General features: G+C 68.6%; 26 protein-coding genes and 1 pseudogene. 23 read left to right on the top strand and 4 right to left on the bottom strand.

The window, feature by feature from the left end:
* The first annotated feature begins 176 nt into the window (after positions 1–176).
* The 7 genes from FHR38_RS11425 (at position 177) to FHR38_RS11395 (ending at position 6533) form a co-directional block, all read left to right on the top strand.
* Positions 177–437 (top strand): DivIVA domain-containing protein, encoded by a 261-nt coding sequence (locus FHR38_RS11425; RefSeq protein ID WP_376771398.1) that lies wholly within the window; start codon positions 177–179, stop codon positions 435–437.
* A complete protein-coding gene (locus FHR38_RS11420; RefSeq protein ID WP_184534647.1) occupies positions 434–691 on the top strand; it encodes a hypothetical protein in 258 nt (85 codons plus the stop codon). The genes FHR38_RS11425 and FHR38_RS11420 overlap by 4 nt, the downstream gene beginning before the upstream one ends.
* Positions 688–2781: a hypothetical protein gene (locus FHR38_RS11415; protein WP_184534646.1), complete on the top strand. Its 2094-nt coding sequence runs from the start codon at positions 688–690 to the stop codon at positions 2779–2781. The genes FHR38_RS11420 and FHR38_RS11415 overlap by 4 nt, the downstream gene beginning before the upstream one ends.
* A gap of 25 nt (positions 2782–2806) precedes the next feature.
* Entirely contained in the window at positions 2807–3448 is a 642-nt protein-coding gene (locus FHR38_RS11410) for a response regulator transcription factor (RefSeq protein ID WP_184534645.1), read from the top strand.
* 99 nt (positions 3449–3547) lie between these two features.
* Positions 3548–4456 carry an ABC transporter ATP-binding protein gene (locus FHR38_RS11405; RefSeq protein ID WP_184534644.1) on the top strand — a complete coding sequence of 303 codons (909 nt, stop codon included), beginning with the start codon at positions 3548–3550 and terminating at the stop codon, positions 4454–4456.
* A 54-nt stretch (positions 4457–4510) separates the two neighbouring features.
* A complete protein-coding gene (locus tag FHR38_RS11400) occupies positions 4511–5257 on the top strand; it encodes an ABC transporter permease (RefSeq protein ID WP_184534643.1) in 747 nt (248 codons plus the stop codon).
* Positions 5258–5345: 88 nt separating this feature from the next.
* The gene (locus tag FHR38_RS11395) at positions 5346–6533 is read left to right on the top strand and encodes a sensor histidine kinase (protein ID WP_184534642.1); all 1188 of its coding nucleotides are present in this window, start codon (positions 5346–5348) and stop codon (positions 6531–6533) included.
* Positions 6534–6705: 172 nt separating this feature from the next.
* On the opposite strand, the gene FHR38_RS11390 is transcribed toward FHR38_RS11395, so the two are convergent.
* On the bottom strand, positions 6706–6969 hold the full coding sequence (locus FHR38_RS11390; RefSeq protein ID WP_184534641.1) for a hypothetical protein: 264 nt from the start codon (positions 6967–6969) through the stop codon (positions 6706–6708).
* Between the two features lie 334 nt (positions 6970–7303).
* Here FHR38_RS11390 and FHR38_RS11385 point away from each other — a divergent pair, with 334 nt between their 5' ends.
* Positions 7304–8413 carry a WD40/YVTN/BNR-like repeat-containing protein gene (locus tag FHR38_RS11385; protein ID WP_184534640.1) on the top strand — a complete coding sequence of 370 codons (1110 nt, stop codon included), beginning with the start codon at positions 7304–7306 and terminating at the stop codon, positions 8411–8413.
* A 58-nt stretch (positions 8414–8471) separates the two neighbouring features.
* On the opposite strand, the gene FHR38_RS11380 is transcribed toward FHR38_RS11385, so the two are convergent.
* A complete protein-coding gene (locus FHR38_RS11380; RefSeq protein ID WP_184534639.1) occupies positions 8472–10592 on the bottom strand; it encodes a HelD family protein in 2121 nt (706 codons plus the stop codon).
* Between the two features lie 240 nt (positions 10593–10832).
* On the opposite strand from FHR38_RS11380, the gene FHR38_RS11375 reads away from it, so the two are divergent.
* Complete coding sequence (locus FHR38_RS11375) at positions 10833–11681, top strand: menaquinone biosynthetic enzyme MqnA/MqnD family protein (RefSeq protein WP_184534638.1); 849 nt, start codon at positions 10833–10835, stop codon at positions 11679–11681.
* A 225-nt stretch (positions 11682–11906) separates the two neighbouring features.
* Positions 11907–12116 (top strand): annotated as a pseudogene (locus FHR38_RS32140) (IS630 family transposase); the annotation flags it as partial.
* Positions 12117–12457: 341 nt separating this feature from the next.
* On the opposite strand, the gene FHR38_RS11370 reads toward FHR38_RS32140, so the two are convergent.
* On the bottom strand, positions 12458–13441 hold the full coding sequence (locus FHR38_RS11370; RefSeq protein ID WP_184534637.1) for a serine hydrolase: 984 nt from the start codon (positions 13439–13441) through the stop codon (positions 12458–12460).
* A complete protein-coding gene (locus tag FHR38_RS11365; protein WP_184534636.1) occupies positions 13441–14427 on the bottom strand; it encodes a serine hydrolase in 987 nt (328 codons plus the stop codon). Before FHR38_RS11365 ends, FHR38_RS11370 begins: the two co-directional genes overlap by 1 nt.
* Positions 14428–14899: 472 nt before the next feature.
* On the opposite strand from FHR38_RS11365, the gene paaA reads away from it, so the two are divergent.
* From paaA to FHR38_RS11300, 13 genes are all read left to right on the top strand, one after another.
* Entirely contained in the window at positions 14900–15970 is a 1071-nt protein-coding gene (gene paaA, locus FHR38_RS11360) for a 1,2-phenylacetyl-CoA epoxidase subunit PaaA (RefSeq protein ID WP_184534635.1), read from the top strand.
* A complete protein-coding gene (gene paaB / locus FHR38_RS11355; RefSeq protein WP_184534634.1) occupies positions 15967–16254 on the top strand; it encodes a 1,2-phenylacetyl-CoA epoxidase subunit PaaB in 288 nt (95 codons plus the stop codon). Before paaA ends, paaB begins: the two co-directional genes overlap by 4 nt.
* Positions 16251–17054, top strand: a complete 804-nt coding sequence (gene paaC, locus FHR38_RS11350; RefSeq protein ID WP_184534633.1) for a 1,2-phenylacetyl-CoA epoxidase subunit PaaC — start codon at positions 16251–16253, stop codon at positions 17052–17054. The genes paaB and paaC overlap by 4 nt, the downstream gene beginning before the upstream one ends.
* A 306-nt stretch (positions 17055–17360) precedes the next feature.
* Positions 17361–17834: a 1,2-phenylacetyl-CoA epoxidase subunit PaaD gene (gene paaD / locus FHR38_RS11345; RefSeq protein ID WP_184534632.1), complete on the top strand. Its 474-nt coding sequence runs from the start codon at positions 17361–17363 to the stop codon at positions 17832–17834.
* A gap of 49 nt (positions 17835–17883) precedes the next feature.
* Positions 17884–18999: a 1,2-phenylacetyl-CoA epoxidase subunit PaaE gene (paaE, locus tag FHR38_RS11340; RefSeq protein ID WP_184534631.1), complete on the top strand. Its 1116-nt coding sequence runs from the start codon at positions 17884–17886 to the stop codon at positions 18997–18999.
* Positions 19000–19072: 73 nt separating this feature from the next.
* Positions 19073–20266: a cyclic dehypoxanthinyl futalosine synthase gene (gene mqnC, locus FHR38_RS11335; RefSeq protein ID WP_184534630.1), complete on the top strand. Its 1194-nt coding sequence runs from the start codon at positions 19073–19075 to the stop codon at positions 20264–20266.
* Between the two features lie 253 nt (positions 20267–20519).
* A complete protein-coding gene (locus tag FHR38_RS11330) occupies positions 20520–21728 on the top strand; it encodes a hypothetical protein (RefSeq protein WP_184534629.1) in 1209 nt (402 codons plus the stop codon).
* Between the two features lie 173 nt (positions 21729–21901).
* Positions 21902–23455 (top strand): DUF11 domain-containing protein, encoded by a 1554-nt coding sequence (locus FHR38_RS33200; protein WP_221448993.1) that lies wholly within the window; start codon positions 21902–21904, stop codon positions 23453–23455.
* 70 nt (positions 23456–23525) lie between these two features.
* Positions 23526–23852 carry a hypothetical protein gene (locus FHR38_RS11320; protein WP_184534628.1) on the top strand — a complete coding sequence of 109 codons (327 nt, stop codon included), beginning with the start codon at positions 23526–23528 and terminating at the stop codon, positions 23850–23852.
* A 44-nt stretch (positions 23853–23896) separates the two neighbouring features.
* Entirely contained in the window at positions 23897–24607 is a 711-nt protein-coding gene (locus tag FHR38_RS11315) for a demethylmenaquinone methyltransferase (RefSeq protein WP_184534627.1), read from the top strand.
* Between the two features lie 187 nt (positions 24608–24794).
* Complete coding sequence (locus FHR38_RS11310; RefSeq protein WP_184534626.1) at positions 24795–24989, top strand: DUF2267 domain-containing protein; 195 nt, start codon at positions 24795–24797, stop codon at positions 24987–24989.
* 153 nt (positions 24990–25142) lie between these two features.
* Positions 25143–26420, top strand: coding sequence for a geranylgeranyl reductase family protein (locus tag FHR38_RS11305; RefSeq protein ID WP_184534625.1), 1278 nt, complete (start codon positions 25143–25145; stop codon positions 26418–26420).
* A 111-nt stretch (positions 26421–26531) separates the two neighbouring features.
* The gene (locus FHR38_RS11300) at positions 26532–26897 is read left to right on the top strand and encodes an NADH-quinone oxidoreductase subunit A (RefSeq protein ID WP_184534624.1); all 366 of its coding nucleotides are present in this window, start codon (positions 26532–26534) and stop codon (positions 26895–26897) included.
* The last annotated feature ends 5 nt before the right edge of the window (positions 26898–26902 follow it).

The raw sequence follows: 26902 nt of genomic DNA, 5'->3' as shown, positions 1-26902 counted from the left end.
GGTAATTACGTTGATCTTCCCCATGAGAAGAAAGGTGGTGTGCCGTGCGTGCTGTCGTTCGTCGTCTTTTGGGGACACGTGACGCCGGGAACGGTCGACACCGGTCCAGGCCGCCGGAAACTGGGCGACCGTATTCTGGGCGGCCGCAGGCGGACCGGGCGGGGACCGGGCCGGGGGTGCGAGCGGCGTACCGGTCGGGGGCGCACACCCCGATGCCGCCCTGGCAGGTACGGGAGACCCGGTTCAGCCGGCGCGGCCGGCGCGGCGTCGATGCCGCCGAGGTCGGTGACTTCCTCGAACGGGTCGCCGACGATCTGGCCCTGCTCTACGACGAGGTGGCCCGGAGCTGGGAGGAGACCCGCCAGATCAAGGACGCGCTGCACGACTGGCAGTCCCGACAGGCCCGGAGCAGGCGAGAGTTGGTGGGCGAGCGATGATCGGGCGGCCCAGGTATGTCGCGCACGTGCCGTTCACGGCGGTAGACCTGGAAGCAGCGAAGCACTTCGCTCGGGCGCTGACCCGATCGGTGACGTTCCTGCCCGACGTGGACCCCGGCAACGCGTCACTGTCCGAGGAAGACGATTCGGCCGTACAGTATCGGCTCTTCTGTGACCGGGAGCTGGACGACGGGCGACGGTGCACGTTGCGGGCCGACCACGACGTGCCGTGCACGGCGGGGCGGCGACGGTGAGCAACCCCCGTGTGCTCGACCCGATGGTGGTCGACTGTCCCGACTGCGAAGGTATGACGTTCCGGCTGGTGCCCTGCCGCTGCCGCGCTGATCAAAGCCCGACCGACGACACAGCAGCCGGCGGGGAGCCCTACCCGGAGTGCCGGCTCTGTGCCGGGGTGGGCGGCGTCGCCGTCGGCTGTAATCGGTGCGGGCAGACCGGTCGGCGGCGGGCGCAACTCGTGCTGACCATGGCCAACCTCGACACCGGCGCGGTCGCCTCCCACAACGTGGTGCCCGGCGGGTGCGAGCCGACGCCGGACCAGGATGGCGGCTGGTGGATCGAGCTGACTCCGCTGGTGAGCGAGCTGGCTGCCACCGTCGGCGTCACGGCCTGGCGGAGCGTGCTGACCGGGGCGGTCGAACCTGTCGTCCGGTTACCGAGACAGTGGCGACCACACCTGCCCGCCGGACGCCGGCTGGCGTTGGAGGCGAAGGCCCTCGCCGGGCACAGCCGCTGCCCGTGGCAGGTCTACCTCGGACACAGCGACGCTGACGCAGCCGCCGCCCTGGTCCCGCCCGACCTCGATCGTGGGCTCGACCGGCTGTGTGCCATCGCCGGGCTGCTCTGCCTCGACCTGGTGGTGGAGGCTCGTCGGACCAGAGACGGCGGACTGACCTGGAGCATCGGCTATCGGGCGGCTGACGCCGAGGTGCCGGCCGAACCGGGCGGTGAAGCGGCCGACCTGCGCGAGGCGGTGGCGGCCACCACCGTACGACGGGCGTTGGACGGCGTGGTCACCTCCCGGCGGCCCGCGCCCGCATCGGCGTACCTGGTCCAGCCATCCGCCGTGCCGACTCCCCGGCGGCCGACAACCGAGCTTGACCAGCTCGAACGTCGGATCGTCGCCGACTGTGCCCGACCGAGCCGACGCGGCGACGACGTGGCCGGCGCGCAGGCGATCTGGCGGGACGGGCGCTGGTGCCACACCGTGCTCCGGGTGGCCGGGACCAGCGAGACCACGGTCCGACGGGAAACCGGGCAGACCGTACGCCGGATCAGCCCGGTGCTGCGGCGAGACCCGGAACCGCCCGCCCCGAGCTGGCAGGGGGAGCCGATCACCGAACTGCCCTGCCCCGACTGTGACCCGGCCAGTGGGTTGCAGGTCTGCCACTGTGCCCTCGCCGGCCAGCGGCCCGAACCGGGCTGCCCGTTCTGTGACGGGACCGGTCAACACCGCTCGGTGCTGCCCTGCCCGACCTGCGCGGGCACCCACCGAATCCACTCCGGACTCGTCGTCACCATCACCGACCTGCGCGTACGGGCGGTGCACCTGAACTGGCGAGCCGGCGATCCCGTCGACGTCGAATGGTTGACCCTGCACCCCGATGGTCGGCCGGTGGTCCGGCTCCCCGCACGCCACCAGCTTGCCACCTGGGCCGACACCTTCCGGGTACGCCCCGAGGACCTCACCGAACTCGACGGCGGCCACCCGATCGACCAGGACCTGCTTGACGGGATCGTCACGCTGCCTGCCCCGGACGCCGACGTGTTCGCCCAGCACCTTCGGGCGGCCGGGCCCTGGTGGCCGTCGGCTCGACTGTTGGTGCTCGCCGCCCGACCGGCCGCACCGCCGCTGGCCAACCTGATCCGGCTCGCCCTGGGGCTGGGGCTGAACGCCATTGTCACCGTCGAAAACCACCGGTACGCCGAGGGCAACCCGCTTCGGGTGCACGGCGAATGGTGGAGCATTGAACTCGGCACCCCCGGCCGTACCGAGTCGCCGATGCATCCGACCCTGGAAGCGGCGATCGCGTACGCCCTCGAATATCTCGACATCGCGGTGCTGGAGGCCGTGCCGACCGACCCGGGGGAGCCGCTTGTCGTCCCGCAGTCAGCCGCCGCCAGCCCGGTCGCATCCGACCCGACGGTCGATCCCGCATCGGCGATCCGGTGGCTGGGTGAGCAGCACCCGGGGCAGGCGGTCACCGTGCAGCTCGACAGCCGAGGGTGTCGGGTGTTCGTACCCGATGGGGACCGTACCGGGCAGGTGATCGTCGCCGCCGACCTCGCTGCGGCGCTGGACGCGCTCGGGCTCGACAGTTCATGATCAGCATCCCCGTATCGTGGTGGCCATGACAGACGACCTGGTCGGAGCCGCCGCCGCGGAGCCCGTCAAGATTTTGCTGACCGAGGACCAGGGAATGATGCGGGGCGCGCTCGCCCTGCTGCTCGACCTCGAAGATGACATGACGGTCGTGGCCCAGGTCGCCGAGGGCGACCAGATCGTGCCGGTCGCGTTGGAGGTCCGCCCCGACGTCGCGGTCCTGGACATCGAGCTGCCCCACCGCAGCGGCCTGGATGCGGCCGCCGACCTGCGTACCCAACTGCCCGCCTGCAAGGTGCTCATCGTCACGACGTTCAGCCGTCCCGGCTATCTGCGTCGGGCGATGGAAGTCGGGGCGAGGGGTTTCCTCTCCAAGGACGGCCCGGTCGATCAGCTGGCCGCGTCGATCCGACGGGTACTCAGCGGCGAGTCGGTGATCGATCCCACGCTGGCGGCTGCCGCGTTGAGCGCCGGACCGAGCCCGCTGACCGTCCGGGAACGGGAGGTACTGGCGGCCGGGCTGGGCGGCGCGACGGTGGCGGACATCGCGGCGAAGCTGTGGCTGTCCGAGAGCACCGTCCGTAACTACCTGTCGTCGGCCATTGGCAAGACCGGAGCAAGAAACCGTACGGAGGCCGCCCGGATCGCCGACGAACGCGGCTGGCTCTGAGTTCTTTGTTCGGGCGCTGGCGGCAATGACATTTGTCCTGCCGGAGTCCGGATATTTTCGTCTACAAGGCACCTGAGCTGCGCTCATATCGTTCTTGGCATGACGAAGACACACGACGCGGCACCGGTGGTGGCCTTCGCCGGCGCGGTCCGGACGTTCGGCGACGTACGGGCGGTCGCCGGGCTCGACCTCACCATCGGGCGGGGCGAGCGGGTCGCCCTGCTCGGCCGCAACGGCGCGGGCAAGTCGACCTCGATCAGCCTGCTGCTGGGCCTGGACGAGCCGACCGCCGGCCAGGTACGCCTCTTCGGGGAGACCCCGCAGCGGGCGGTACGCGCCGGGCGGGTCGGTGCGATGCTCCAGGACAGCAAGCCCGTACCCCGGGTCACGGTGCGCGAGCTGGTGACCTTCGTGGCCAGCAGCTACCCGAAGCCCATGCCGGTCGACGAGGCCCTGGCCCTGGCCGGGCTCACCGACCTCGCCGGCCGGCGGGTGGACCGGCTCTCCGGCGGTCAGGCACAGCGGGTCAACTTCGCCGTCGCCCTCGTCGGTGACCCGGACCTGCTAGTCCTCGACGAGCCGACCGCCGCACTGGACGTGGCGGCCCGGCGCTCGTTCTGGGAGTCGATGCACGCCTTTACCGAGCGGGGCAAGACGGTGCTCTTCTCCACGCACTACCTCGAGGAGGCGGACCAGAACGCCGACCGGGTTGTGGTCATCGACCGGGGCCGGGTCGTCGCCGACGGCAGCAACACCGAGATCAAGCAGGCCGTCGGGGCGAGTCTCGTCTCCTTCGATCTTCAGGGTCGCCCGGCGCCCGCCGGCCTGGAGTCGCTGCCCGGGGTGCTCTCGGTGGCCCAACGCGACGGTCGGGTGCTCCTGCGGACCGCCGACTCCGACGCGACCGTGCACGCACTCGCCCTGCTCGGACCGGTACGGGGCCTCGAAGTGACCTCCGCCGGACTGGAGGACGCCTTCCTGACCCTCACCGCCACCCCGCCTTCCTGACGCTCGTCTCTTTCCTCACTTCTCCTTCGTACCAACGCTAAAGGCAGGTTCGTGATGCTCGGCCAGATCGCCCCGGTCTACCAGTACGTCAAGCTGGAACTCCGTCGTACCTTCCGGGACACCGGGTTCGTCATCTTCGGCATCGGCACCCCCGTGCTGATGTACCTGATGTTCACCAACGTCGGCGGCAAGGCCGACGGCTCCTCCGGCTGGGCGGTCACCGCGATGGTGGGCCTGGCCGCGTATGGTGCGCTGAGCGCCGGACTGACCGCCGGCACGGCGGTGGCCGAGGACAAGGCCGTCGGTTGGCTACGCCAACTGCGGATCACCCCGTTGACCTCGGCCCAGGCGGTCGTCGGACGGGCCGTGACCGGTTCGCTGATGGTGCTGCCGGCGATCGTGGTGGTGCTGCTCACCGGGGCGATCGTCAACGGCGTACGGCTCGGGCTCGGTCAGTGGGTGATGCTGACACTGCTGCTGTGGATCGGCTCGGTGCCGTTCACCATGCTCGGCCTGGCCAACGGGTACGCCCTCTCCGCCCAGACCACCAACGTGACCAACATCGTGACCAACCTGTTCCTGGCCTTCCTCGGTGGTCTGTGGTTCCCGGTGTCGGAGTTCCCCGGCTGGCTGGCCGCCGTTGCCCGGTGGACTCCGGGGCACCGCTTCGGGGAACTGGGCTGGGACACCGTGCAGGGTGCCGCCGTGGGGCTCGACACCGTACTTGTCCTGGTCGGCTGGCTGGTGGTGTTCGGCGTGTACGCCGGCTACGCGTACCGTCGGGCCGGCCGTCGTGCCTGACCGGCCGTCGTGCCTGAGCGGCCGTCGTGCCTGACCGGGCGAGTCGAGTCGAGGCAGAAGAAACAGGATCGAGTCGAGCAGGATGGGCATGAAGAAGCGCTGGTGGCCGAATCCGAACGCCAACGTCGACGTCGACAAACTGCCAGAGCTGACCAGCGGGGCCGCCTTCCTCCCGTGGCTGATGCTGACCGCCGGTTCCGTTGCTGACCTGATCCGCGGCGAAGTGTCCCCGCCCTGGCTGGGCGGTGCCGGCCTACTGGCCTTCGTCACCCTCTACGTCGTGGTGGCGTACCGGGCGTTCGATCCTCGCCGCAGCGCCAACCGGACCACGCTGATTCTGCTTGCCGCGCAGGCCGCCGTCACCTACCCGCTCGCCCTGGCGTACGGCGGCAGCTGGATCCAGCTGTTCATGCCGTTGGCGCTGGCCTGCGGTGCCGTACTCCGAGGTCAGCACCTCATCATGGCGCTGATCGTCCTGGGTGGCTCGGCGGGAGTGATCTCCGGGGAGCGGGACCACGACCCGCTGGCCGCAATGATCAACGGGTACGGCACCTTTATCTCCGGCCTGGTGACAGCCGCCATCATCGGTCTCGCCGCGACCACGGCGGAACTGCGCCGGACCCGGGAGGAACTGGCCCGGTCCGCTGTGGATCGGGAACGCCTGCGCTTCGCCCGCGACCTGCACGACCTGCTCGGACACAGCATGTCGGTCATCGTGGTGAAGGCCGAAGCGGTACGCCGACTGATGGACCGTAATCCGGCGCAGGCGCTCGCCCAGGCGTCCGACATCGAGACCGTCGGCCGGCAGGCGCTGACCGAGATCCGGGAAGCCGTCTCGGGGTATCGCGAAAGCAACGTGGCCGCCGAACTGGACCGCGCCCGGTCGGCACTGACCACGGCAGGTGTCACGCAGGACGTTCAGCTCACCGGCCCACCGCTCGCCCCCGACGCCGAGACCGTGCTCAGTTGGGTGGTACGTGAGGCCACGACGAACATCATCCGGCACAGCGACGCGACCCAGGTCGCGATCGTCCTGACGCACGACCCCGGGCGAATCCGACTGGAGATCACGGACAACGGCACCACCTCACCCTTGTCCTCACCCTCACCCTCACCCTCGCCCTTGTCCCGCCCGACGGGTCAGCCTGCCGAGATCTCCGGCAACGGGCTGAAAGGCTTGGCGGAACGACTTGCCGAGGCGGGCGGAACGCTGGTGGCCCAGGCCGGGCCGTGCGGCGGTTTCCAGGTGGTAGCCGAACTCCCCGAACCTCTGTAACGGATGCTGCCACCGGGCAGTGTCGGCGGCGGCTCACAGCGTAGGGCTGGAAAGCTTGGCGCAACGGCTTGCTGAACTTGGTAGGCGCCACCGGCCACCTCTTTGCTCGGGCAGTCGACGGCGCCTGGTCAAGCGGTCTGCCCGCTGCCGGGTTGGACCAGAACCGGATGTGCTAGCCCCGGGTCGTCACCTTGAATGCGTAGCCGACCCGCTTGGTGCCGTTCCAGTTGTACATCGGGTAGCACGGTCCGGGCGATGTCCAGGACGAGACGTACGTGGGCCGGGCGGCCTTGCAGGCGGCCAACGTCTTGTAGAGCGGGCTGGTGTAGTCCGCGTGCGCGGGCGAGGCCACTCCGACTACCACACCGGCAGCGACCGCAACGGCGGCGAGGGTCGCGCTAACACGGGTGCCAGGGCGGCGAAGGGCGATCCGCATCTCTTCTCCATCCGTAGAAGTTCGGCCTGATCAACAGGCGAAACTTCAAGATCGTAAAACACCGATCGTGTCGGCACCAGCGGCCAGATATCGACATGACAGCCCGCTGTCGCCGTATCGCCATACGTGATATCAAAATCGACCCGCGCCACCCTCACCACCTGCGGCTGCGTGGGCCGGCAACAATCGAGGGTCGCGCCGTGAACGCCATTCGCGACCGACCAGTTCGGACACAAACCGGCGATGCTCCGACAGTCGCTTTCGCGAGGGGCGAGCCACCGTAGAAGCCGCCAGCTATTTTCAAGAACGCCGATATCCGGTACGTTCCGGGGCCATGCGGCTACGTGTGCTCTCGGCGCTCGCCCTCTCCGTCGCGGTGCTGGCCACCACCTCCGGCTTCGCCTGGCGACCCGACCCGAGTTGGCAACTGCGGGATACCGGCTCGACCGCCCGGCTACGCGGACTCGCCCCGGTCAGCGAGCGAGTGGCCTGGGCCAGCGGCAGTGGCGGCACCGTGCTGCGTACCGTCGATGGTGGTCGGAGTTGGCAGCAGGTCGGGCCGGCGGGGGTGTCGGCCCTGGACTTCCGCGACATCGAGGCGTTCGACGCCGACCACGCGGTGATCCTCTCCATCGGTACGGGCGGCGACTCGCGGATCTACCGCACCAACGACGGCGGACAGAGTTGGACCGAAACGTTCCGCAACGACGACGAGCGGGCCTTCTACGACTGCATGGCCTTCTTCGACCGCCGGCACGGCCTGGCCCTCTCCGACCCGGTCGACGGCAAGTTCCGCATCCTGTCCACCTCGGACGGCGGTCGGTCCTGGGCGGTGCTGCCGTCGGCCGGGATGCCGGCCGCCCTGGCGGGCGAGTTCGCCTTCGCGGCCAGCGGCACCTGCCTGGTCACCGCCGACCGGGGTGCCCACCGAGACGCTGACCATGGCGGTCGCTCGGTAGCCGGTCACGGTGCCGACCGGACGGCGTGGATCGCCACCGGCGGCGGCAGCGAGGCGCGGGTGTTCCGTACCGACGACCGGGGCCGTACCTGGCGGGTGACGGACACCCCGGTGCCAAGCGGCCCGTCGGCCGGCATCTACACGTTGGCGTTCCGCGACGGTCGGCACGGCATCGCGTTGGGCGGCGACTACACCACGCCGACCAGCGCCCCGGACGGCGCGGCGGTGAGCCGGGACGGTGGCCGGAGCTGGACGCTGGCCGGACGGCAGCCCGATGCGTACCGGTCCGGGGCGGCCTGGGTCACCCGGCGTGGTGGGCAGACGGCGTTGACAGTCGGGCCGACCGGCAGCGACATCAGCTACGACGGTGGGCGCAACTGGCAGCGGTTCGACGCCGGCAGTTTCGACTCGGTGGAATGCGTGGCCACCGGTGCCTGCTGGGCCTCGGGCGAGCGCGGCCGGATCGCGCTGCTGCGCTGGCGCTGAGGTGTTAGGAAGGGCCCCTTCTTATACAAAAAGCGATAAGAAGGGGCCCTTCCTAACATCAAAGCGGGGTGGGGAGCGGTTCGGCGTGCACGACGGCGAGCCGGGAGACGGCCCGGGTGAGCACCACGTAGAGACGGTGCAGGCCACGCGGCTCGGCGGCCACGATCTGCGCCGGCTCGACCACGATCACATGGTCATACTCCAGGCCCTTGACCAGGGTGGCCGGGACGACGGTGACCCGTGCGACCGACTCGACATCCTCGGCGGTGCCGGCCTCGACTCCGGCGTCGGTCAACACTGTCCGCAGTCGCTCCACCGCCGCGTCGGCGGCGATCACCGCCACCGAGCCGTCGTGCGCCAGCGCCGCCCGCACCTCGGCCACCGTCGCATCGTCCACCCCGGAAGGCTCGACCACGGTACGGATGTCGAGCGCCCCGTCACGGCGCAGCGACTCGGCCGGCGGTACGTCCACCGCCAGCGCCGGCAGCAGCCGGTTGGCGAACGTCACCACCGCGGCCGGTACCCGGAACCCGACGGTCAACGGGACCACGGCGGCGTCCGGCTTGCCGAGGTGGTCCAGCGACACCCGCCAGTCGGTGGCGGCCCACGGGGCGGTGCCCTGGGCCAGGTCACCGAGCAGGGTGATCGACCCGTGCTCGCTGCGTCGGGCCACCGCCCGGCACTGCATCGGCGACAGGTCCTGCGCCTCGTCCACCACGACGTGCCCGAAGCTGGTCGTACGCTCGATCAGCCCGACCGCCTCGTCGATCAGTACGGCGTCGGCGGCGCTCCACTTCGCGGCCTTGGCCGACCGTGGCGGCTTGGACCAGAGCAGCAGTGCCTGCTCCTCGGCGGTGAGCAGGTCACCGGCGGCGGTGGCCAGCGCAGCGGCGTCGGAGAAGAGGGTGAACAGCAGCCCTTCCGGGGTGACCGCCGGCCAGACCGCGTCCAGGAACTCGGCGACCGGTTTCGCCTTGCCCATCCTGCGCAGCCACGCGTCGCTGGGGGAGTCGCCCCGTCGAGCCTCGGACTGCCGTTGCAGCAGGCCCACCACCCGGGCCCGGACCCGCTCGCGGCCGGTGCCGTAGGGCAGCCCCTCCCGGCGGGCCTCGTCGACCACCCGACGCAGCGCGTCCGCCCCGATCCGCCAACGGTAGGAACCGTCGGATACGACGATCGGCTCCTCGGGCTTGCAGACGTACCCGTGTAGGGCCCGGCGGAGCACGTCGGCCATCCGGGCGTCGTGCTTGACCACGGCGGCGGCCGGGTCGTCGGTGGCGCGGACCGGGAGCCGCGCGACCAGGTCCTCGACGGTGGCCTGGGCGACCTCCACCTCGCCGAGGGCGGGTAGCACCGCCGAGATGTACGACAGGAACGCCCGGTTCGGCCCGACGACGAGTACCCCGGAGCGGCGCAGCCGTTCCCGGTGCAGATAGAGCAGATAGGCGGCCCGGTGCAGGCCGACGGCGGTCTTCCCGGTGCCCGGCGCACCCTGCACGCAGATCGAGTCGGCCAGGTCGGCGCGGACCAGTTCGTCCTGCTCGGGCTGGATGGTGGCGACGATGTCGCGCATCGGCCCGACGCGGGGGCGTTCGATTTCGGCGGTGAGGATGCGGGAGGCGGTGCCCAACTCCTCGCCCCGGTCCAGGTGCTCGTCTTCGAAGCTGGTCAGTACGCCCGCGCCGAAGCCGAACCGGCGACGGGTAGCCACGCCCTGCGGGTCACGCACACTGGCTCGGTAGAACGACCGGGACACCGGGGCCCGCCAGTCCAACACCAGCGGCTCGCCCACCTCGTCGGTGATGTGCCGCCGCCCGATGTGATACGACCGCCCCGCGTGGTCCGCGTGATCAGGGTTGTCCGGCTCTCTTCGGTCGGGATCCGTGCGGTCGGGATCGCTGCTGTCAGGGGTGCCGCCGAAGTCGAGCTTGCCGAAGAAGAGCGGCGTGCTCGGGTCGTCAGCCAGCTCGGCGACCCGACGGGACAGGGTACGGCCGAGCATCTCCGCCGCGTACGGGTCACCGGCCACCTGGCCACCGGCGCTGAACAACGCCTCGGCACGCTCGCGCATCCGGTGTAGGGCGGCCCGGGAAAGATCGAGGTGGGCTCGTTCGGCAGCTAGTTGACTTCCAAGATCGTCATCGACAACGGCATCGGATTGCTGGGCGGACAGGGTCATGCGACGGACCTTCCGGTGCGTTCGTTTGTGATCGCTTGACCTGGGCCGCCCGGCTGCTCCGTCGTCGCGGTGCCGGCTGTGCCCAATCGAGGGAGATACGCGCCTCGCGCGGCCGTCGATCCTACGCCTCGGCGTGGCAGGGGGCGATGCGTTTAGTCGCAGGCCGAGGTGGATGCGGAGTACGCCACTGCACGACCGGCTGCCTGAGCGGTGTCCGGAAGGGCCGGATACGGTCGAGACATGACGGATTCTCGGCGACCCCGGGTAGGGCATATCCAGTTCCTCAACTGCCTACCGATCTACTGGGGGCTGATGCGTTCCGGTGCCCTGATCGACGTCGACCTGCACAAGGACACCCCGGAACGGCTCAGTGCCGACCTGGTCGCCGGAAACCTGGACATCGGACCCATCACGCATGTCGAATACCTACGGCACGCCGACGAGCTGCTGCTCCTGCCGGATCTGGCGGTGGGCAGCGACGGCCCGGTGCTATCGGTCAACGTGGTCTCCACCCGTCCGCTGGCCGAACTCGACGGTGCCAAGGTGGCGTTGGGTTCCACCTCCCGTACCGGAGTGCTCCTCGCCCAGATGCTGCTCGCCGATCGTCACGGCGTCCATCCCGAATACTTCAGTTGCCCGCCCGACCTGACCCAGATGCTCCTGGAGGCGGATGCTGGGGTGCTGATCGGTGACGTGGCGTTGCGCGCGCTCTACGAAGCGCCCGGTCGTGGCCTAGAGGTCACCGACCTCGGGCAGGCCTGGCGGGAGTGGACCGGACTGCCCATGGTCTTCGCCGTCTGGGCGGTACGCCGGGACTTCGCCGCCGCCCACCCGGGCCTGGTCAAGGAGGTGCACGAGGCGTTCCTCCGCTCCCGGGACCTTTGCCTGGCCGAGTTGGACAAGGTGGCCGAGGCCGCCTCCCGGTGGGAGCCGTTCGACGCGGCCACCCTGGCAAACTATTTCCGGGTACTGGACTTCTCGCTCGGTGACCGTCAGGTGGCGGGCCTACGGGAGTTCGCTCGGCGGGCCGCCGCACGGGGGGCCGTGCCGGAGTTGCCCACCGACGGTCCGGCCTTCTTCACCGGCTAGGCCGGCTTAAGCTCAGAGAGGGCCTTCTTCGCTGGCTAGTGCCCTGACTGCAAACGTTCCCGGTGTTGTATGACACGCCGCTGTGCTTGCAAGCGCGGCGGCGTGGGTGGTCTCCGGCTGGGTGGGTGGCAGAACCTGTTCGAGTACGCCGATTGAATGATCAAGAGGGTCAACGGTTGCAGCGCACGGCGCCGTGGGACTGGCTCGACGGTGCGGCTGTGCTGGGCGCATTTTGGGCCGCTACGCACCTTCGTGATCGCCGGTTCGGACCACCAAAGCCACACCGCGCTGACCCGCCGCCTACATCAAAACTTGCGCTGGCAGAGCACCAACGCCCGCCACCCCGACGTCCTAGCAGCCCAACGTCGTGAACGCGCCCGCGTCCACAGCGAGCGCCAACGGCGCTGGGGCCAAGCAGCTGCCCGCGCAGCCTGAACACGCAACCAGCTGGTCAATCGGTCTGCCCGAAGTGCGCCGGATCATAGGGCCGCTGTCCCACGATGCAGTGGTAACAGCGCTCGACCTCATTGTCAGCCTTGTACCACTCATGATCACCGCAGTCGGCCGTGCCCTTACTCGCCAGGCCACGGTTCACCAGGAACCACGGCAGCCCTCTCCGAATATTCGTTCGCCACCGGAACCGTCCAAGAGCCGTCCTGGCCATCGCCACACCGTACGACGAGATGACCTAGCGGCGAAGCCGTTAACTAACCCGGCGACCGTTTGTGGTCAGAGCACTAGCCCGACCGGCCGGGTCGAACCTTGGTGTGGTCGGATCAAGGGCTGGTGTCGGCGCTGGCGCTGGTGCTCGCGGAGGTGCTGGTGCTGGCGGCGGCGATGAGCTGCTGGGCGACGCTCTGGCAGATCTTGGCACCGTGCTCGTACCCCTTGCCGGCCGGGTAGCGAGCCATCACCCCCATGGTCCAGCCGTCACCGATCGCCAGGCAGTTGATGTGCCAGGTGCCCTCCTCGTCGCGGACCACCCAGCCGTTCTTGATGGCTATCTCCTTGCGCTCCGTGGCGGGGAACGCCTTACGGATGCCGAAGTCGCCGACGCCCCGGACGGCGCGCATCTCGTCCAGTAGCCACTTGGTCCAGTTCGGGCCGGCGGCGCGGCCGTCAGCGATGCAGGCACCCATCCGGGTGATGTCCCGGGGGGAGAGCCGGGTGATGCTCCAGTTGTTCTGGTGGGTGCTGCTGTCGGTCAGCTTGCAGATGCTGATCAGGCGCTTCACCGTGGCGGAGCCGCCGACCTGGGTCCAGAGGGCCGAGGCGGCATCGTTGTCACTGTCCCGGACCATGATGGTCACCTGCTGGAGGCGGGCCTTGGTCGGCTCCTGCCCCTTCTCGTCCAGCCGGCGAAGATAGTCGGCCGCGATCCATGCCTTGATGAGCGAGGCAGTGGTGCTGGTCTGCGCCATGTTGTCGGAGCCCCAGATCTCGCCGCTGCGGGTGTCCTGCATGGCCCAGGAGTACCAGCCGGTGGTGTCGATCTCGACGGACCCCGCCTTGATGGGCAGCGGCGGTGGTGGTGGGGGCGTCGTGGGGGTGGGGGTTGGCCGCACGCCGGGATCGGAGCCCCCTTGCCCCTGGCTGTTCGACTCGCCCCAGGTGGCGGCGGCGGAGACCGCGAACGGCGACCCGGGGAGTAGCCGTAGTGCGCCCAGCACGAACACCACCAGTACGCCGATGACGATGGCGAGGCGCAGCGGCGTCGCGTCGCCGCTGCGAGGTGGAGCCTTCCGAGGGTTGACTGCCATTAGTCCTTTCCAATTGGCTGGGGCGCGTTCAGCGCCAATTCAATTGGTCGGGGGGCTTCGACGTCGGTGCGGGGGCGGGTGGTGACCAGTTGACTCGTCACGCTCGCGCAGACCCGCGCACCATGGTCGAGGCCGTTCGCTGTCGGATAGCGCATCAGTACGGACAACACCCAGTCGTCGGCGATGGCGAGGCACGTGACGTGCCACGACTGATCCGCGCCGATCGCCGTCCAACCGTTCTTGATACTGATCCGAGTCCCGGATCTGATCTCCTCCGGCAGGCCGTCGATGATGCCCCAGCGACCGCCACCCCGACGAGCTTCTTGGTCGGCTGGCGCGGTGGTGCCGCGCACCTTGCTCATTTCGTCCAGCACCCATTCGGTCCATTTCGGACCGGCTGCTTTCCCGTTCTTGACGCACTCTCCCAGGCGTACCGCGTCCCGGGCGGAGATCTGAGTGTAACTCCACCAGATGGTGGTCCCCCGAGGCGCGATCGCCCTGGTCTCGGTCAAACCGCATATTTTGATCATGCGAGTGATGATCTTAGCTTGACCCCCGCGGTTGTACAGCGCGTTGGTCGCGTCGTCGTCGCTGTCCCGGATCGCGCTACTGGCCCACTTCAGCATCTGCGGCGTGGGTGACCGGTCACCCAACAGGCGTAACACGTCGGAGACGATCCAGATCTTGATCATCGACTCGGTCGAGCTGGTGGCGGTGATGTTCCGGGAGCCGGAGATCGTGCCCGTCCGCCGTTCGAGTAACGCCCAGGACAGGAAGCCGTCAGTGGCGACCGACACCTCGGCCGGTGCCAGCGTAGGCGGAGCCGTGGTTGCCATCGACGGATCTGGCGTTGCCAGCGTCTGCCCCGTACCGATGCGGTCCCCGTCGTCGCGGCTGGTCAGCTCGGCGTACGCGGTAGGGATCAGCCATGCGCCTACGAGGACGACTGCCGCCAGCGTGAGTGCCAGCGTGAGACGAGAACGCATGGTGGGGGAACTCCACGGGTTGGGGCCGAGCGGCCAGGTGTGCGGCGGTGTCGGGCGGCCTCCGGGCGGGGGATATGGGCGCGTGCCAGGAGCCTCCCGCAGGTCCTGCGAGTGGCTCAGGCAGTTGTCTGTGTGGATGGCTCGGGGAGCGGCAAGCCCACAGGACGATGTCTCGTCGATGTGCGATTGCCCTGGTCAAGCGCTAGTCGGAGTTTACGTCTCCGGTTGCGACACGCCAGAGCGCGACGGGCCCGGGTTTCGCCGAGCGCGTCTCTCCTGATCGCTAACGGGGTTGGTGGGGCCGGAGATGCTTGCCAATGTGATCAGTGTCATTTGTCGAGTTAGGACTGGTTTGCACCTGCGATTGACGGTGTCGTAACGATGAGTGTCCGGAAAGTAGACGTTCCGTGGTCAACCTTCTTCTCTGTGACACATCTTGGCTTGGTGGCATGAGAGCTGTAACACTTGAGTCGTGTACGGCAACGACTTCCCCGGCGCTGACGAGGGTTCGGCCACCGGCTTGCTTGATCAGGTAGAGGCGGCAGAGGCGGACCTGCGGGCCGCTGCCGTCCGTGGATTGGCGGCCAGTGGGTCACCCGGTGCCGACAGTGATCTCCAGGAGTACTTCGATGCTGTGATCGGGGCGGATCAGAAGATCGAGCCTCGCGACTGGATGCCGGATTCATACCGAAAAACTCTGATTCGGCAAATTGCGCAGCATGCTCACTCCGAGATCATCGGCATGCAGCCGGAAGGCAACTGGATCAGCCGGGCGCCGTCGCTCAAGCGCAAGGCGATCCTGCTCGCCAAGGTCCAGGACGAGGCCGGACATGGCCTCTATCTCTACGCTGCGGCGGAGACGCTCGGCGTGACCCGGGACGAACTGGTCGACCTGCTCTTCGAAGGCCGACAGAAATACAGCTCGATCTTCAACTACCCAACGCTGACCTGGGCGGACGTCGGCGCGATCGGCTGGCTCGTGGACGGGGCAGCGATCGTCAACCAGGTGCCATTGTGCCGCTGCTCGTACGGGCCATACGCCCGCGCCATGATCAGGGTCTGCAAGGAGGAGTCGTTCCACCAGCGACAGGGATACGAGATCCTGCACACGCTGTCCCACGGCACCCCCGCCCAGAAGGCGATGGCCCAGGATGCGATCGACCGGTGGTGGTATCCCTCGTTGGCCATGTTCGGTCCGCCGGACGCCGACTCGACCCACTCCGCCCAGTCGATGGCCTGGAAGATCAAGCGTTTCTCCAACGACGAACTGCGGCAGCGGTTCGTCGACATGTGCGTCCAGCAGGCCGAGATCCTCGGCCTGGGGCTGCCCGACCCCGAGCTGCGGTGGAACGAGCAGCGGCAGGCCCACGACTTCACCCAGCCGGACTACACCGAGCTGATGCGGGTCATCTCCGGAGACGGACCGTGCAACCGGCAGCGGATGGACCACCGCCGCCGGGCGCACGCCGAAGGCGCATGGGTACGCGAGGCCGCCGCCGCGTACGCCGCCAAGCAGGCGGCCCGAGCAGAGGTGGCAGCGTGAGTGAGCAGGTCTCCCCGTTGTGGGAGGTATTCGTCCGGGCCCGGCGTGGCCTGGCCCACAGCCATGTTGGCAGCCTGCACGCCCCGGACGCGACACTGGCCCTGCGTAACGCCCGGGACCTCTACACCCGTCGGCAGGAGGGAGTGTCGATCTGGGTGGTACCGGCCAGCCAGATCACCGCCTCAAGCCCGGACGAGAAGGACGCCTTCTTCGATCCGGCGGCGGACAAGGTCTACCGTCACCCCACCTTCTACGAGGTGCCCGACGGGGCGGCCCACCTGTGAAGAAGGAACTGACCGAACTCCTGCTCCGGCTCGGCGACGACGCGCTGATCGCCGCCCAGCGGCTGGGTGAGTGGGTGTCCGTCGCGCCCGAGATGGAAGAAGACGTCGCGCTGGCCAACATCGCCCTCGACCAGGTCGGTGCGGCTCGACTGCTGTTGTCGTACGCCGGGGAGCTGATGACCGAGGCGGGCGAGTCACCGGCGGCGGCCGGCGGTGGTGTGGTCACCGAGGACACCCTGGCCTATCTGCGTGACGACCGGGAGTTCCGCAACTGCCTGTTGGTGGAGTTGCCCAACGGCGACTTCGCGGTCACCATCGCCAAACTGCTCTTCCTGTCGGCCTACCAGCGGCTGCACTACGACTGGCTGGTCGCCTCCACCGATGAGCGGCTCGCCGGCATCGCCGCCAAGGCCCGTAAGGAGTCGGCCTACCACCTCGACCACGGCACGCAGTGGGTGATCCGGTTGGGGGACGGTACGGCGGAATCGCATCGCCGGATGCAGGCGGCGGTCGACGAGATCTGGCCCTATACCCACGAACTCTTCCAGGCAGACGACCTGACCCGCCGGCTCGACGAGGCAGGCTTCGGTGCCGCGCCGGCCACCCTCCGGGACGCCTGGTTGGCGATCGTGGAGCCGGTCCTGGCGCAGGCGACCCTCGATCGGCCCGCCGACGGCTGGGCCCCGGCCGACGGCTGGGCCCCGGCTGGCGGCCGGGCCGGGCTGCACACCGAGCACCTTTCCTATCTGCTGGCCGAGATGCAGGTCCTGCACCGGGCCCACCCGGGAGCACACTGGTGAGTGCACCAGTGAGCGTGAGGAGTGAGCGAGCGCAGCGAGCGAGCCCCGCAGTCGCGAACAGGGATTGGCGTAGTGAGCGCGAGGAGTGAGCGAGCGCAGCGAGCTTGCGAGCCCCGCAGTCGTGAACGGAGGCTGGCACGGTGAGCGTGAGGAGTGAGCTTGCGAGCCCCGCAGTCGCGAACAGGGAATAGCACGGTGAGCGTGAGGAGTGAGCTTGCGAGCCCCGCAGTCGCGAACGGAGGCTGGCACGGTGAGCGTGAGGAGTGAGCGGAGCGAGCCCCGCAGTCGCGAACAGGGATTGGCGCAGTGAGCGCGCGGGCGGCGGTCTCGGCGGTGGTCGACCCGGAGATTCGGGTGGTCACCATCGACGACTTGGGCATCCTGCGGGAGGTCACCGAGGACCCGGAGACCGGACGGGTGACCGTCACCATCACACCGACCTACAGCGGTTGTCCGGCCATGGACATGATCCGGGCCGACATCCGGCGGGCGTTGGCCACGGCCGGCTACCTGGACGTCGAGGTGGTGACGGTCGTGGCCCCGGCCTGGAGCACTGACTGGATCTCCGAGACGGGGCGGGCGAAGCTGGCCGCTGCCGGGATCGCCCCGCCCAACCCGGCTCGCCGGGCCGGACCGATCCCGATCGCGCTGGCGGTGCCCTGTCCCCAGTGCGGGTCGGCGGAGACCGAGCAGATCAGCCGGTTCGGGTCCACCGCCTGCAAGTCGTTGTGGCGCTGCCGTGCCTGTCGGGAGCCGTTCGACCAGGTAAAACCGCTGTGACGGAGACAGAACACAGATCAGGGACGCCAATGACGCGGAGGGACCGGCGATGACCGGCGTGACCATTACCCGACCGGTACGGCGGCGGCCGGTCTTCCACCCGTTACCGGTGGCTGCGGTCGACCGGTTGACCGACGACGCGGTCGCGATCACCTTCACGGTGCCGCCCGAGCTGCGCAGCCGGTACGCCTTCCGCGCCGGCCAGCACCTCACCGTACGACGTGTCGACGGGCAACCGGACGGCACGGAGGCGCGTCGGTCGTACTCGATCTGTTCCACCCCGGCGGACCTGGCCGAGCACGGTCGGCTGCGGATCGGCGTACGGGCGATCCCGGGCGGGGCGTTCTCCGCCTTCGCCGGCACCAGCCTGCGGGCCGGCGACACCGTCGAGGTGATGCCGCCGCTGGGGCACTTCACCACGGACTTCGATCCAGCTCGGAGCCGGCGCTACGGCGCGGTCGTCGCCGGGTCTGGGATCACCCCGGTGCTCGCGCTGGTCGCCACCGCGCTGTCCGTCGAGCCGACCAGCACCTTCACCCTCGTGTACGGCAACCGCTACGCCCGCAGCGTGATGTTCGTGGAGGAGTTGGCCGACCTCAAGGACCGTTATCCGGACCGGCTGCACCTGGTGCACGTGCTGTCCCGAGAGCCGGGTGAATCACCACTGCTTTCTGGCCGGATCGACGCCGATCGGTTGACCCGGCTGTGGGACACCATCGTGCCGGCGAGCCTGATCGACGAGTGGTTCCTCTGCGGCCCGTACGGGATGGTCGTCGACGCCAAGGCGGTGCTGGCGGGGCGCGGGGTGCCGACGGAGGCCGTACACGCGGAGTTGTTCCACGTCGACGAACCGCCCGCGCCGCCGCAGCGGCCGACTGAGACGGCGGCCGGCAGCGACGTGACGATCATGCTGGACGGGAGGGCGTCGAGTTTCCGGATGGGGCGGGATGAACGGGTGCTCGACGCGGCGTTGAAGGTCCGGGGTGAGCTGCCGTATGCCTGCAAGGGTGGGGTCTGCTCGACCTGTCGGGCCAAGGTCGTCTCTGGCGAGGTGACGATGGCCCGCAACTATGCCCTGGAGCCGGACGAGCTGGCCGCCGGGTACGTCTTGACCTGCCAGTCCAGCCCGGTAACCGACCAGGTGGTCATCGACTACGACGCCTGAGCGGGTGTGGGCCGGACCGCAGATGGGCCACCACTGCCGGCACAGTACGACAGGGGCGACGTAGGCTCGGGGGGTGACGACGGTGAGCCGGGAGATCGACAGCATCCTGCAGCGTGGCGCGGACGGTGGGCGGATCACGCCCGAGGAGGCGCTGCTGCTCTACACCGAGGCGCCGTTCCACGCGCTCGGCGAGGCGGCCGACGCGGTACGTCGGCGGCGCTACCCGGACAACATCGTCACGTACCTGATCGACCGCAACATCAACTACACCAACGTCTGCGTCACCGCATGTAAGTTCTGTGCCTTCTTCCGTGCGCCCAAGCACAAGGAGGGCTGGAGCCACCCGATGGAGGAGATCCTGCGCCGGTGTGGCGAGGCGGTCGAGTTGGGCGCGACGCAGGTGATGTTGCAGGGCGGCCACCACCCGGACTACGGCGTGGAGTACTACGAGGAGCTGTTCTCGTCGGTCAAGGGCGCCTATCCGCAGCTCGCCATCCACTCGATCGGACCCAGCGAGATCCTGCACATGGCGAAGGTCTCCGGCGTCAGCCTCGACGAGGCGATCGCCCGGATCAAGGCCGCCGGCCTGGACTCGATCGCGGGCGCGGGCGCGGAGATGCTGCCCGCACGGCCCCGTAAGGCCATCGCCCCGCTCAAGGAGTCGGGTGAGCGGTGGTGCGAGGTGATGGAGTTGGCCCACCGGCAGGGGATCGAATCCACCGCCACCATGATGATGGGGACCGGCGAGACCAACGCCGAGCGCATCGAGCACCTGCGGATGATCCGCGACGTGCAGGATCGTACGGGCGGTTTCCGGGCCTTCATCCCGTGGACCTACCAGCCGGAGAACAACCACCTCAAGGGGCGTACGCAGGCGACGACGCTGGAATACCTGCGGCTGGTCGCGGTGGCCCGACTGTTCTTCGAGACGGTGCCGCACCTACAGGCCTCCTGGCTGACGACCGGCAAGGACGTCGGGCAGTTGGCTCTGCACATGGGGGTCGACGACCTCGGCTCGATCATGCTGGAGGAGAACGTCATCTCCTCGGCGGGGGCCCGGCACCGGTCCAACCTGCACGAGCTGATCTGGATGATCCGTTCGGCCGACCGGATTCCGGCGCAGCGGGACACCCGCTACCGGCATCTGGCGGTGCACCGTACGCCGGCTGACGACCCCACCGACGACCGGGTCGTCTCGCACTTCTCCTCGATCGCGCTGCCCGGTGGCGGCGCGGGTCGCAGTCTTCCCCTGGTGGACGCAAAGTAATTGTGTGACAGCCGCAGGTGAATTGGTTGTTCATCCTTTTGGTTGGTGGTTACACAGATGAACCGATAATTCGTCAGGCACGTTCGGTGTGCCTGACGAATTGCTGTTACGGCAATGGTCATCAACTCGGACATTCCTTAAGTGATCGTTAGCCATGCAGCTCATGGTGGACCCGGGACGGGGTAGCGGGCGGCGGCTGGGGACGGCTAACGTGCCGATTCGTCTCTTCCCTTTACCCCCGGGGGACCTCTTCATGAAGTTTCGTTACCGCGCGCTGGCGCGGGCCGGTGCGACCGCCCTGCTCGCGTCCGGTGTGTTCGCCACGGCCGGTGCCCCGGCGTCTGCCGCCGGAACCCAAACCGACTTCGAACTCTCCGTCGTCGGCACGAAGGTTGGTGGGGTCGCAGAGGGCAAGCTCGGTTGGGCCAAGATCACCAATAAGGGGACGGGCACCCCCAGCAAGCTCAGTGTCACCGCCGACCTATCGAAGGTCGACAGCGAGCGGATCGTCGCGATGCCGATGACCGATGGTGACTGTAGAGCGGGCGAGCGGCGTCAGTTCACCTGCGAGATCGCTGCTGAGGACATCCCTGGTCCCGGCGAGACCCTCGAGGTGCCGGTCTTCGTCATCCGGGGAAAAGCTGGCCAGACTTCGTACCACGCCCCGGTGACCTTCACCATCAACTCGCCGGACGACACCAACGAGAGCAACAACAGCAAGACCATCCCGCTGATGATCAGCGGATGGCCCGGCGTGGACCTGGGGGTCCTGGTGCCGGACGTCAAGGCGAAGGTTGACTCGATCGATGACCTGCTCTCCGACGAGGAGGAGAGCCTGCCCAAGCTGCGGGCGGGAGACCGCACCCTGGTGGCCGGCTTCGTCTTCAACTGGGGTGATCAGGTTGCCGCCGGCCTACAGGTAAAGGTGAAACTGCCCAAGCAGGTGACCTTCGCCGAGACCGAGGACGACTGCGACTACTCCGCCGACAAGCGGACCGCGACCTGCACCTACCGCGACTTCACCCTGATGCCCGAGTCGTTCTCCGGTGAAGGCGACCTCGGTGCCGTCTTCTACTGGCCGGTGCGGGTGGCCGAGGACGTCGAGGGTCCGGTGACGCTCGCCGGCGGGTCGTGGACCGTGAACGCCCTGGGGCAGGCGCCGGTCCCGCAGGTCAGTCGGTCGGCGGCCAAGCCGCTGCCGAAGAACGCCAAGATGGTCAGCGCCGAGCACGTCGGGGCCGACGAGGTTGACTTCACCGACAACGTCGACGACTTCGCGGTCGTGGTGGCCGGTGCGGGCAACGGCGGCGGTGGCGGCGGTCTGCCGGTGACCGGGGTCCAGGCGGGTCTGATCGGTGGGATCGGCGTGGCCGTGGTGGTCGCCGGCGGCGTCATGTTCCTGCTGGCCCGTCGTCGCCGGGTGGTGCTGGTCACCCCGGGCGACGAGAAGCCGAACGACTGACGCTCGTTCCTACCGGTTTACCGCCGGAACGCACGACAACTGAGGTACGGCATCGTGGGCGGGCGGCTCGGCTGCTCGCCCACGATGTTCTTCGAACACATGACTCTTCAAACGCATGGCTCTTCGAACGCCTGACGGCCGCTCGATCATGCTCCATTTCACATGGAGGTCAGATGAGACGTTACGCACTGCGTACGGGTGCCGGCGGCGGTCTCGCCGTCGTACTCGCCACGCTCGGACTGGTGGCCGCCCCTTCGGCGGCGTCTGCCGAACCCACCGCCTCGGCGGACCTCAACCTGTTCATCGGTGGCAGCAAGGTCGTCAAGAACGCGGCGATCAAACAGTTCCGGATCCAACTGTCCAACCAGGGCCCGGATGTGTCGCAGGGAATCCGGGTCACCATCGATGCCAGCAGGATCAAGCAGGACGTGCTTGCCTTCGGCCTACCGTCCGGACCGGACTGTGACCCGGCCGGGCCGGCGAAGGTCACCTGCTTCCTGGGTGACCTGGCCGATGGCGCTTCCCTCAACGATTTTCCGGCGCTCTTCGCCACCACGCCCAAGAAGCAGGGCAACGCCGGTTCGTTCACCGTCACGGTCACCTCGGCGACGGCGGACCCGGACACCAGCAACAACAAGACGACAGTGGATGTCCAGGCCGCGCCGGCCGGCTACGACCTGGCTGCGGTCGCCTACGACGTCTACGCCGATCCGATCGCCAAGACGCCGATCGCCCCGGGTGGCACGGGTGAACTGGACTGGGCGCTCTACAACGAGGGCAGCCGAGCGGCCAAGGGAATCAAGTTCGAGATCGTCCTGCCGTCCTGGACCACGTTCGCCGAGCGGCGGTCGGGCTGCACCTACAACGACGACAACAACCACGCGGTCTGCACCCGGCCGAACCGGACGGTACGTCCCGGTGAGGTCTTCCAGATGGCGAAGCCGATGAAGGTAAAGGTGTCGCCGACGGCTCCCGGGCCGATGGCGCTGGGTGGGGGCGGTGTCGTCGGCTACGGCCTCGCCGACCCGACGGACGAGGGCGGTGCCCGGGCGTCGACGGTGGACGACACGGTCGTACGCCCGGCGGAAGCCAAGGACCGGGAACGACGGGAGGCCGACCCGGGCGACAACGGTGCCGGCTTCTCGGTCTTCGCCTCGGCGAACTCGATCGACCTGGCGATCGGCAGCACTCCGGCACAGGGCGCGGTCGGTGCCGTGGTGGAGGTCACCTTCAATGTCGCCAACAACGGCCCGGCGACCGGTGGCGCGCGACTGCGGGTCAAGGCACCGAGCGGCACGCTCGCGCTGAAGCCGGCCCCGGGCACGTTTCCGACCTGTCTGGACGGAGCCGGCAACTGGGAGTTCGTCGAGGCGGCGGAGCTGAGGTGCACCTTCGAGAGCGAGTTCCAGCCGGGGCGGGCATTCGACTTCAAACTGCGGTTCCGGATCGTCTCCGCTCCGGTCGCCGCGAACGGCACCATCGAGGTCAGCAACGAACTGCCGTCGCCGGAAAGCAAGCCGGCCGACAACACCGCCGCCATCATCATCACGGTGCACGGCGGTAGCGACGGTGGCGGTGGCGGCGGTCTGCCGGTCACCGGGGTCCAGGCGGGTCTGATCGGTGGGATCGGCGCGGCCGTGGTGGTCGCCGGTGTGGTGCTGTTCCTGCTGGCCCGTCGTCGCCGGGTGGTGCTGGTCACCCCGGCAGACGAAGAGTCAACCGACTGAGCCGGTACGGCGAGTGCCCCAGTGGGCGGGATGGTCGACCATCCCGCCCATTGGCGTATCCGGGAGGGCGGTGACCATGGCGTTCAATCCACTAGATCCAATCCGTGTCTTCGAATGTCTCCCCTTCGCGGAGTCCCGGCCCAACTGCGAATACTCACCGAATGGCCGTATCGCGACCTGCACCTATCCGGCGTTGGTGCTTATTCCGGTGCAGGATGATGGGGACCCCGGCGACAAGGTTCATTCCGCGATCGTGCCGGGATGGTCCAGCGCAACGACGAACCACAGCGCGCTGCCGGATGGGGTTACCGGCAACCAGGGACATGACCTGGACGTTGCCGACAATGTCGACCGGTTCGTCGTGTTTACCGGCCCCGCTGCCGGCCCCGTCGGCTGACCCTTCGGCGGCGGGGCGAGTCCAGGCTGGCAGAGTAGGACGGCGTGAGCCGTACTTCGCGCGGACAGCGCGCCAGCCTGGACAAGCAGCCACACGAGGTCGCCGCGATGTTCGACGGCGTGGCGGCGAGATACGACCTGACCAACACCGTGCTGTCGTTCGGGCAGGACCGGGGCTGGCGCCGGGCGACCCGAGCCGCCCTCGGGCTGCTGCCGGGGGAGCGGGTGCTCGACGTGGGGGCCGGTACCGGCGTCTCCACCGAGGAACTGGCCCAGTCCGGGGCGTACGCGGTGGGTGCCGACCTTTCCCAGGGCATGTTGCGGACCGGCAAGCAGACCCGCCCCGCCGTGCCCCTGCTGGCGGGGGACGCGTTGCGGCTGCCGTTCCCCGACGAGACCTTCGACGCGGTGACCATCTCCTTCGCCCTGCGCAACATCCCCGACCCCGAGGCGGCGCTGCGGGAGATGGCCCGGGTCACCCGGCCGGGCGGCCGGCTGGTGGTGTGCGAGTTCAGTACCCCGACCAATGCCGCCTTCCGTACGGTCTATCTGTCGTACCTGATGCGGTCCCTGCCGTCGGTGGCGCGGACGGTCTCCAGTAACCCCGACGCGTACGTCTATCTGGCGGAGTCGATCCAGGCCTGGCCGGACCAGGCCGGGCTGGCGGCGCGGATCGGCCGGTCGGGTTGGTCCCGGGTGGCGTGGCGCAACCTGACCGGCGGGATCGCGGCGCTGCACCGCGCGGTGCGCGACTGACCGGCGATTGGTTTCCGGGCGGGCAACGTGGGCCCGGCTGGGCAACGCGGGCCCGTTCTGGGCGATTGGGCCCGGCTGGGCAACGTGGGCCCGCCCTGGGCGATTGGTTCAAGTGAGTCTGAGTGCTTTGTCGGCGACTTAGCTGATTTTGGGCGTTTCGGGCTGTTCGCCCAGATAGGCTGCCGGCATGACCGGGGCAGAACAGCTTGACGACACGGACGCGGCCGAGCTGATCGCCCAGATCCGCGCGCTGGCCGGGCCGGATTCGGCGGGCGCGCAACAGATCGTCGCCGATGTGCTGGCCGCTCTCGATCGGGCCGCCGGCGGCGCACTGCGTGATCAACTGCCCGACGGGTTCCTGTTTTCCTCTGATCCGGAGTGACTTCGGTCGCCTTCTCCGCACCGTCGAGGGGTTCCAGCGCTTCTACCTCTACTAGTTAGGGTCACCTAACCAGGCGCTGGCCTTCTCGCGGTTCTAGACTCCTCCCGAACCTAGCTTGTGAAGCATTTCACGAGCGTACGGAGGGAGGCGCAGATGACGACAGTCGAGAACGACGCGGACGTCATCGTCGTTGGCGCTGGGCCTGGTGGCTCCGCCACCGCCTACCACCTTGCCCAGCACGGGCTCCGGGTCCTGCTGCTGGAGAAGACCGAATTCCCACGCGAGAAGGTGTGCGGCGACGGCCTCACCCCACGCGCCGTCAAGCAACTCATCAAGCTCGGGGTCGACACCTCGCCCGAGGCCGGCTGGCTGCACAACAAGGGCCTGCGGGTGATCGGTGGCGGCGTGCGCCTCGAACTCGACTGGCCCGAGCTGGCCAGCTTCCCCAACTACGGTCTGGTCCGTACCCGGCTCGACTTCGACGACCTGGTCGCCAAGCGCGCGGTCGCGGCCGGCGCGGAACTGCGTACCGGAGTGAACGTCACCGGTCCGGTGCTCGATGCCACCGGCCGGGCGATCGGTGTCGCCGCCGAGGTCGGCCCCGGCAAGGAGCTGACGACCTTCCACGCGCCGCTCATGGTGGCCGCCGACGGCGTATCCGGCCGGTTCCCGCTCGCCCTCGGTCTGGCCAAGCGCGAGGATCGGCCGATCGGTGTGGCGGTTCGCCGCTACTACCGCTCGCCGGCCCGCCATGACGACAGGTACCTGGAGTCCTGGCTGGAGTTGCGCAGTCGGGAGGGCGGCGACAAGTTGCTGCCCGGCTACGGCTGGATCTTCGGCATGGGCGACGGTCGGGTCAACGCGGGGCTCGGCGTGCTCAACTCCTCGTCGGCCTTCGGCAAGACCAACTACCGGCGACTGCTCACCGACTGGCTGGCCAACACGCCGGACGACTGGGGGCTGAACGACGACGCCAACGCCGACGGACCTATCCTCGGTGCGGCGTTGCCGATGGGCTTCAACCGGGTGCCGCACTACACCCGTGGGGTGATGCTGGTCGGTGACTCCGGCGGCATGGTCAACCCGTTCAACGGCGAGGGCATCGCCTACGCCATGGAGTCGGGCGAGCTGGCCGCCGAGGTGGCGGTGCAGGCGTTGGCCCGGCCTGCCGGGGTGGAGCGCGAGCGGGCGCTGGCGCACTACCCGACCGAGCTGAAGTCCCGCTATGGCGGCTACTACCGTCTGGGCGGGGTCTTCGTGAAGCTCATCGGCAATCCGCAGATCATGCGGATCGCCACCAAGCACGGCATGCCGCATCCGTTGCTGATGCGGTTCGTCCTCAAGCTGCTGGCCAACCTGACCGACCCACGCGGCGGTGACGCGATGGACCGGATCATCAACGCGATGACCAGGGTGGCACCCAGTGTCTGAGTGGTCATCCGAGCACTCTGTGTGACTCGCGGCACCTTCTTTGAGGCGTCGGCGAAGAAGTGAATACGTTGGACTGGCGGTCGGCCGGACAGGAAAGGACGGCAGGAGGAGATGTCACTCTCCATGTGGGTGCCCATTGTGGGTCTGTTGATCCTGGGCGCACTCTTCGCACTCTTTTCCGTGGCGATCGCGCCCATCGTTGGCCCCAAACGGGCCAACCGGGCCAAGCTCGCAGCGTACGAGTGCGGGATCGAGCCGTCGCCGACGCCGATTGGCGGCAGTCGGTTCCCGATCAAGTTCTACCTGACGGCCATGCTCTTCATCGTCTTCGACATCGAGATCATCTTCCTCTACCCGTGGGCCGTGTCGTTCGACGCGCTCGCCCTCTTCGGGTTCGTCGAGATGGTGCTGTTCATCGTCACGGTGTTCATCGCGTACGCCTACGTGTGGCGGCGTGGCGGGCTGGACTGGGACTGAGGTTT

Origin of the sequence: Micromonospora polyrhachis (assembly GCF_014203835.1) — a bacterium.
In the GTDB taxonomy this organism is placed as follows: Bacteria; Actinomycetota; Actinomycetes; order Mycobacteriales; family Micromonosporaceae; genus Micromonospora_H; species Micromonospora_H polyrhachis.
The sequence above is the reverse complement of the archived record's forward strand: the minus strand, read 5'-3'. Positions and strand labels throughout refer to the sequence as shown.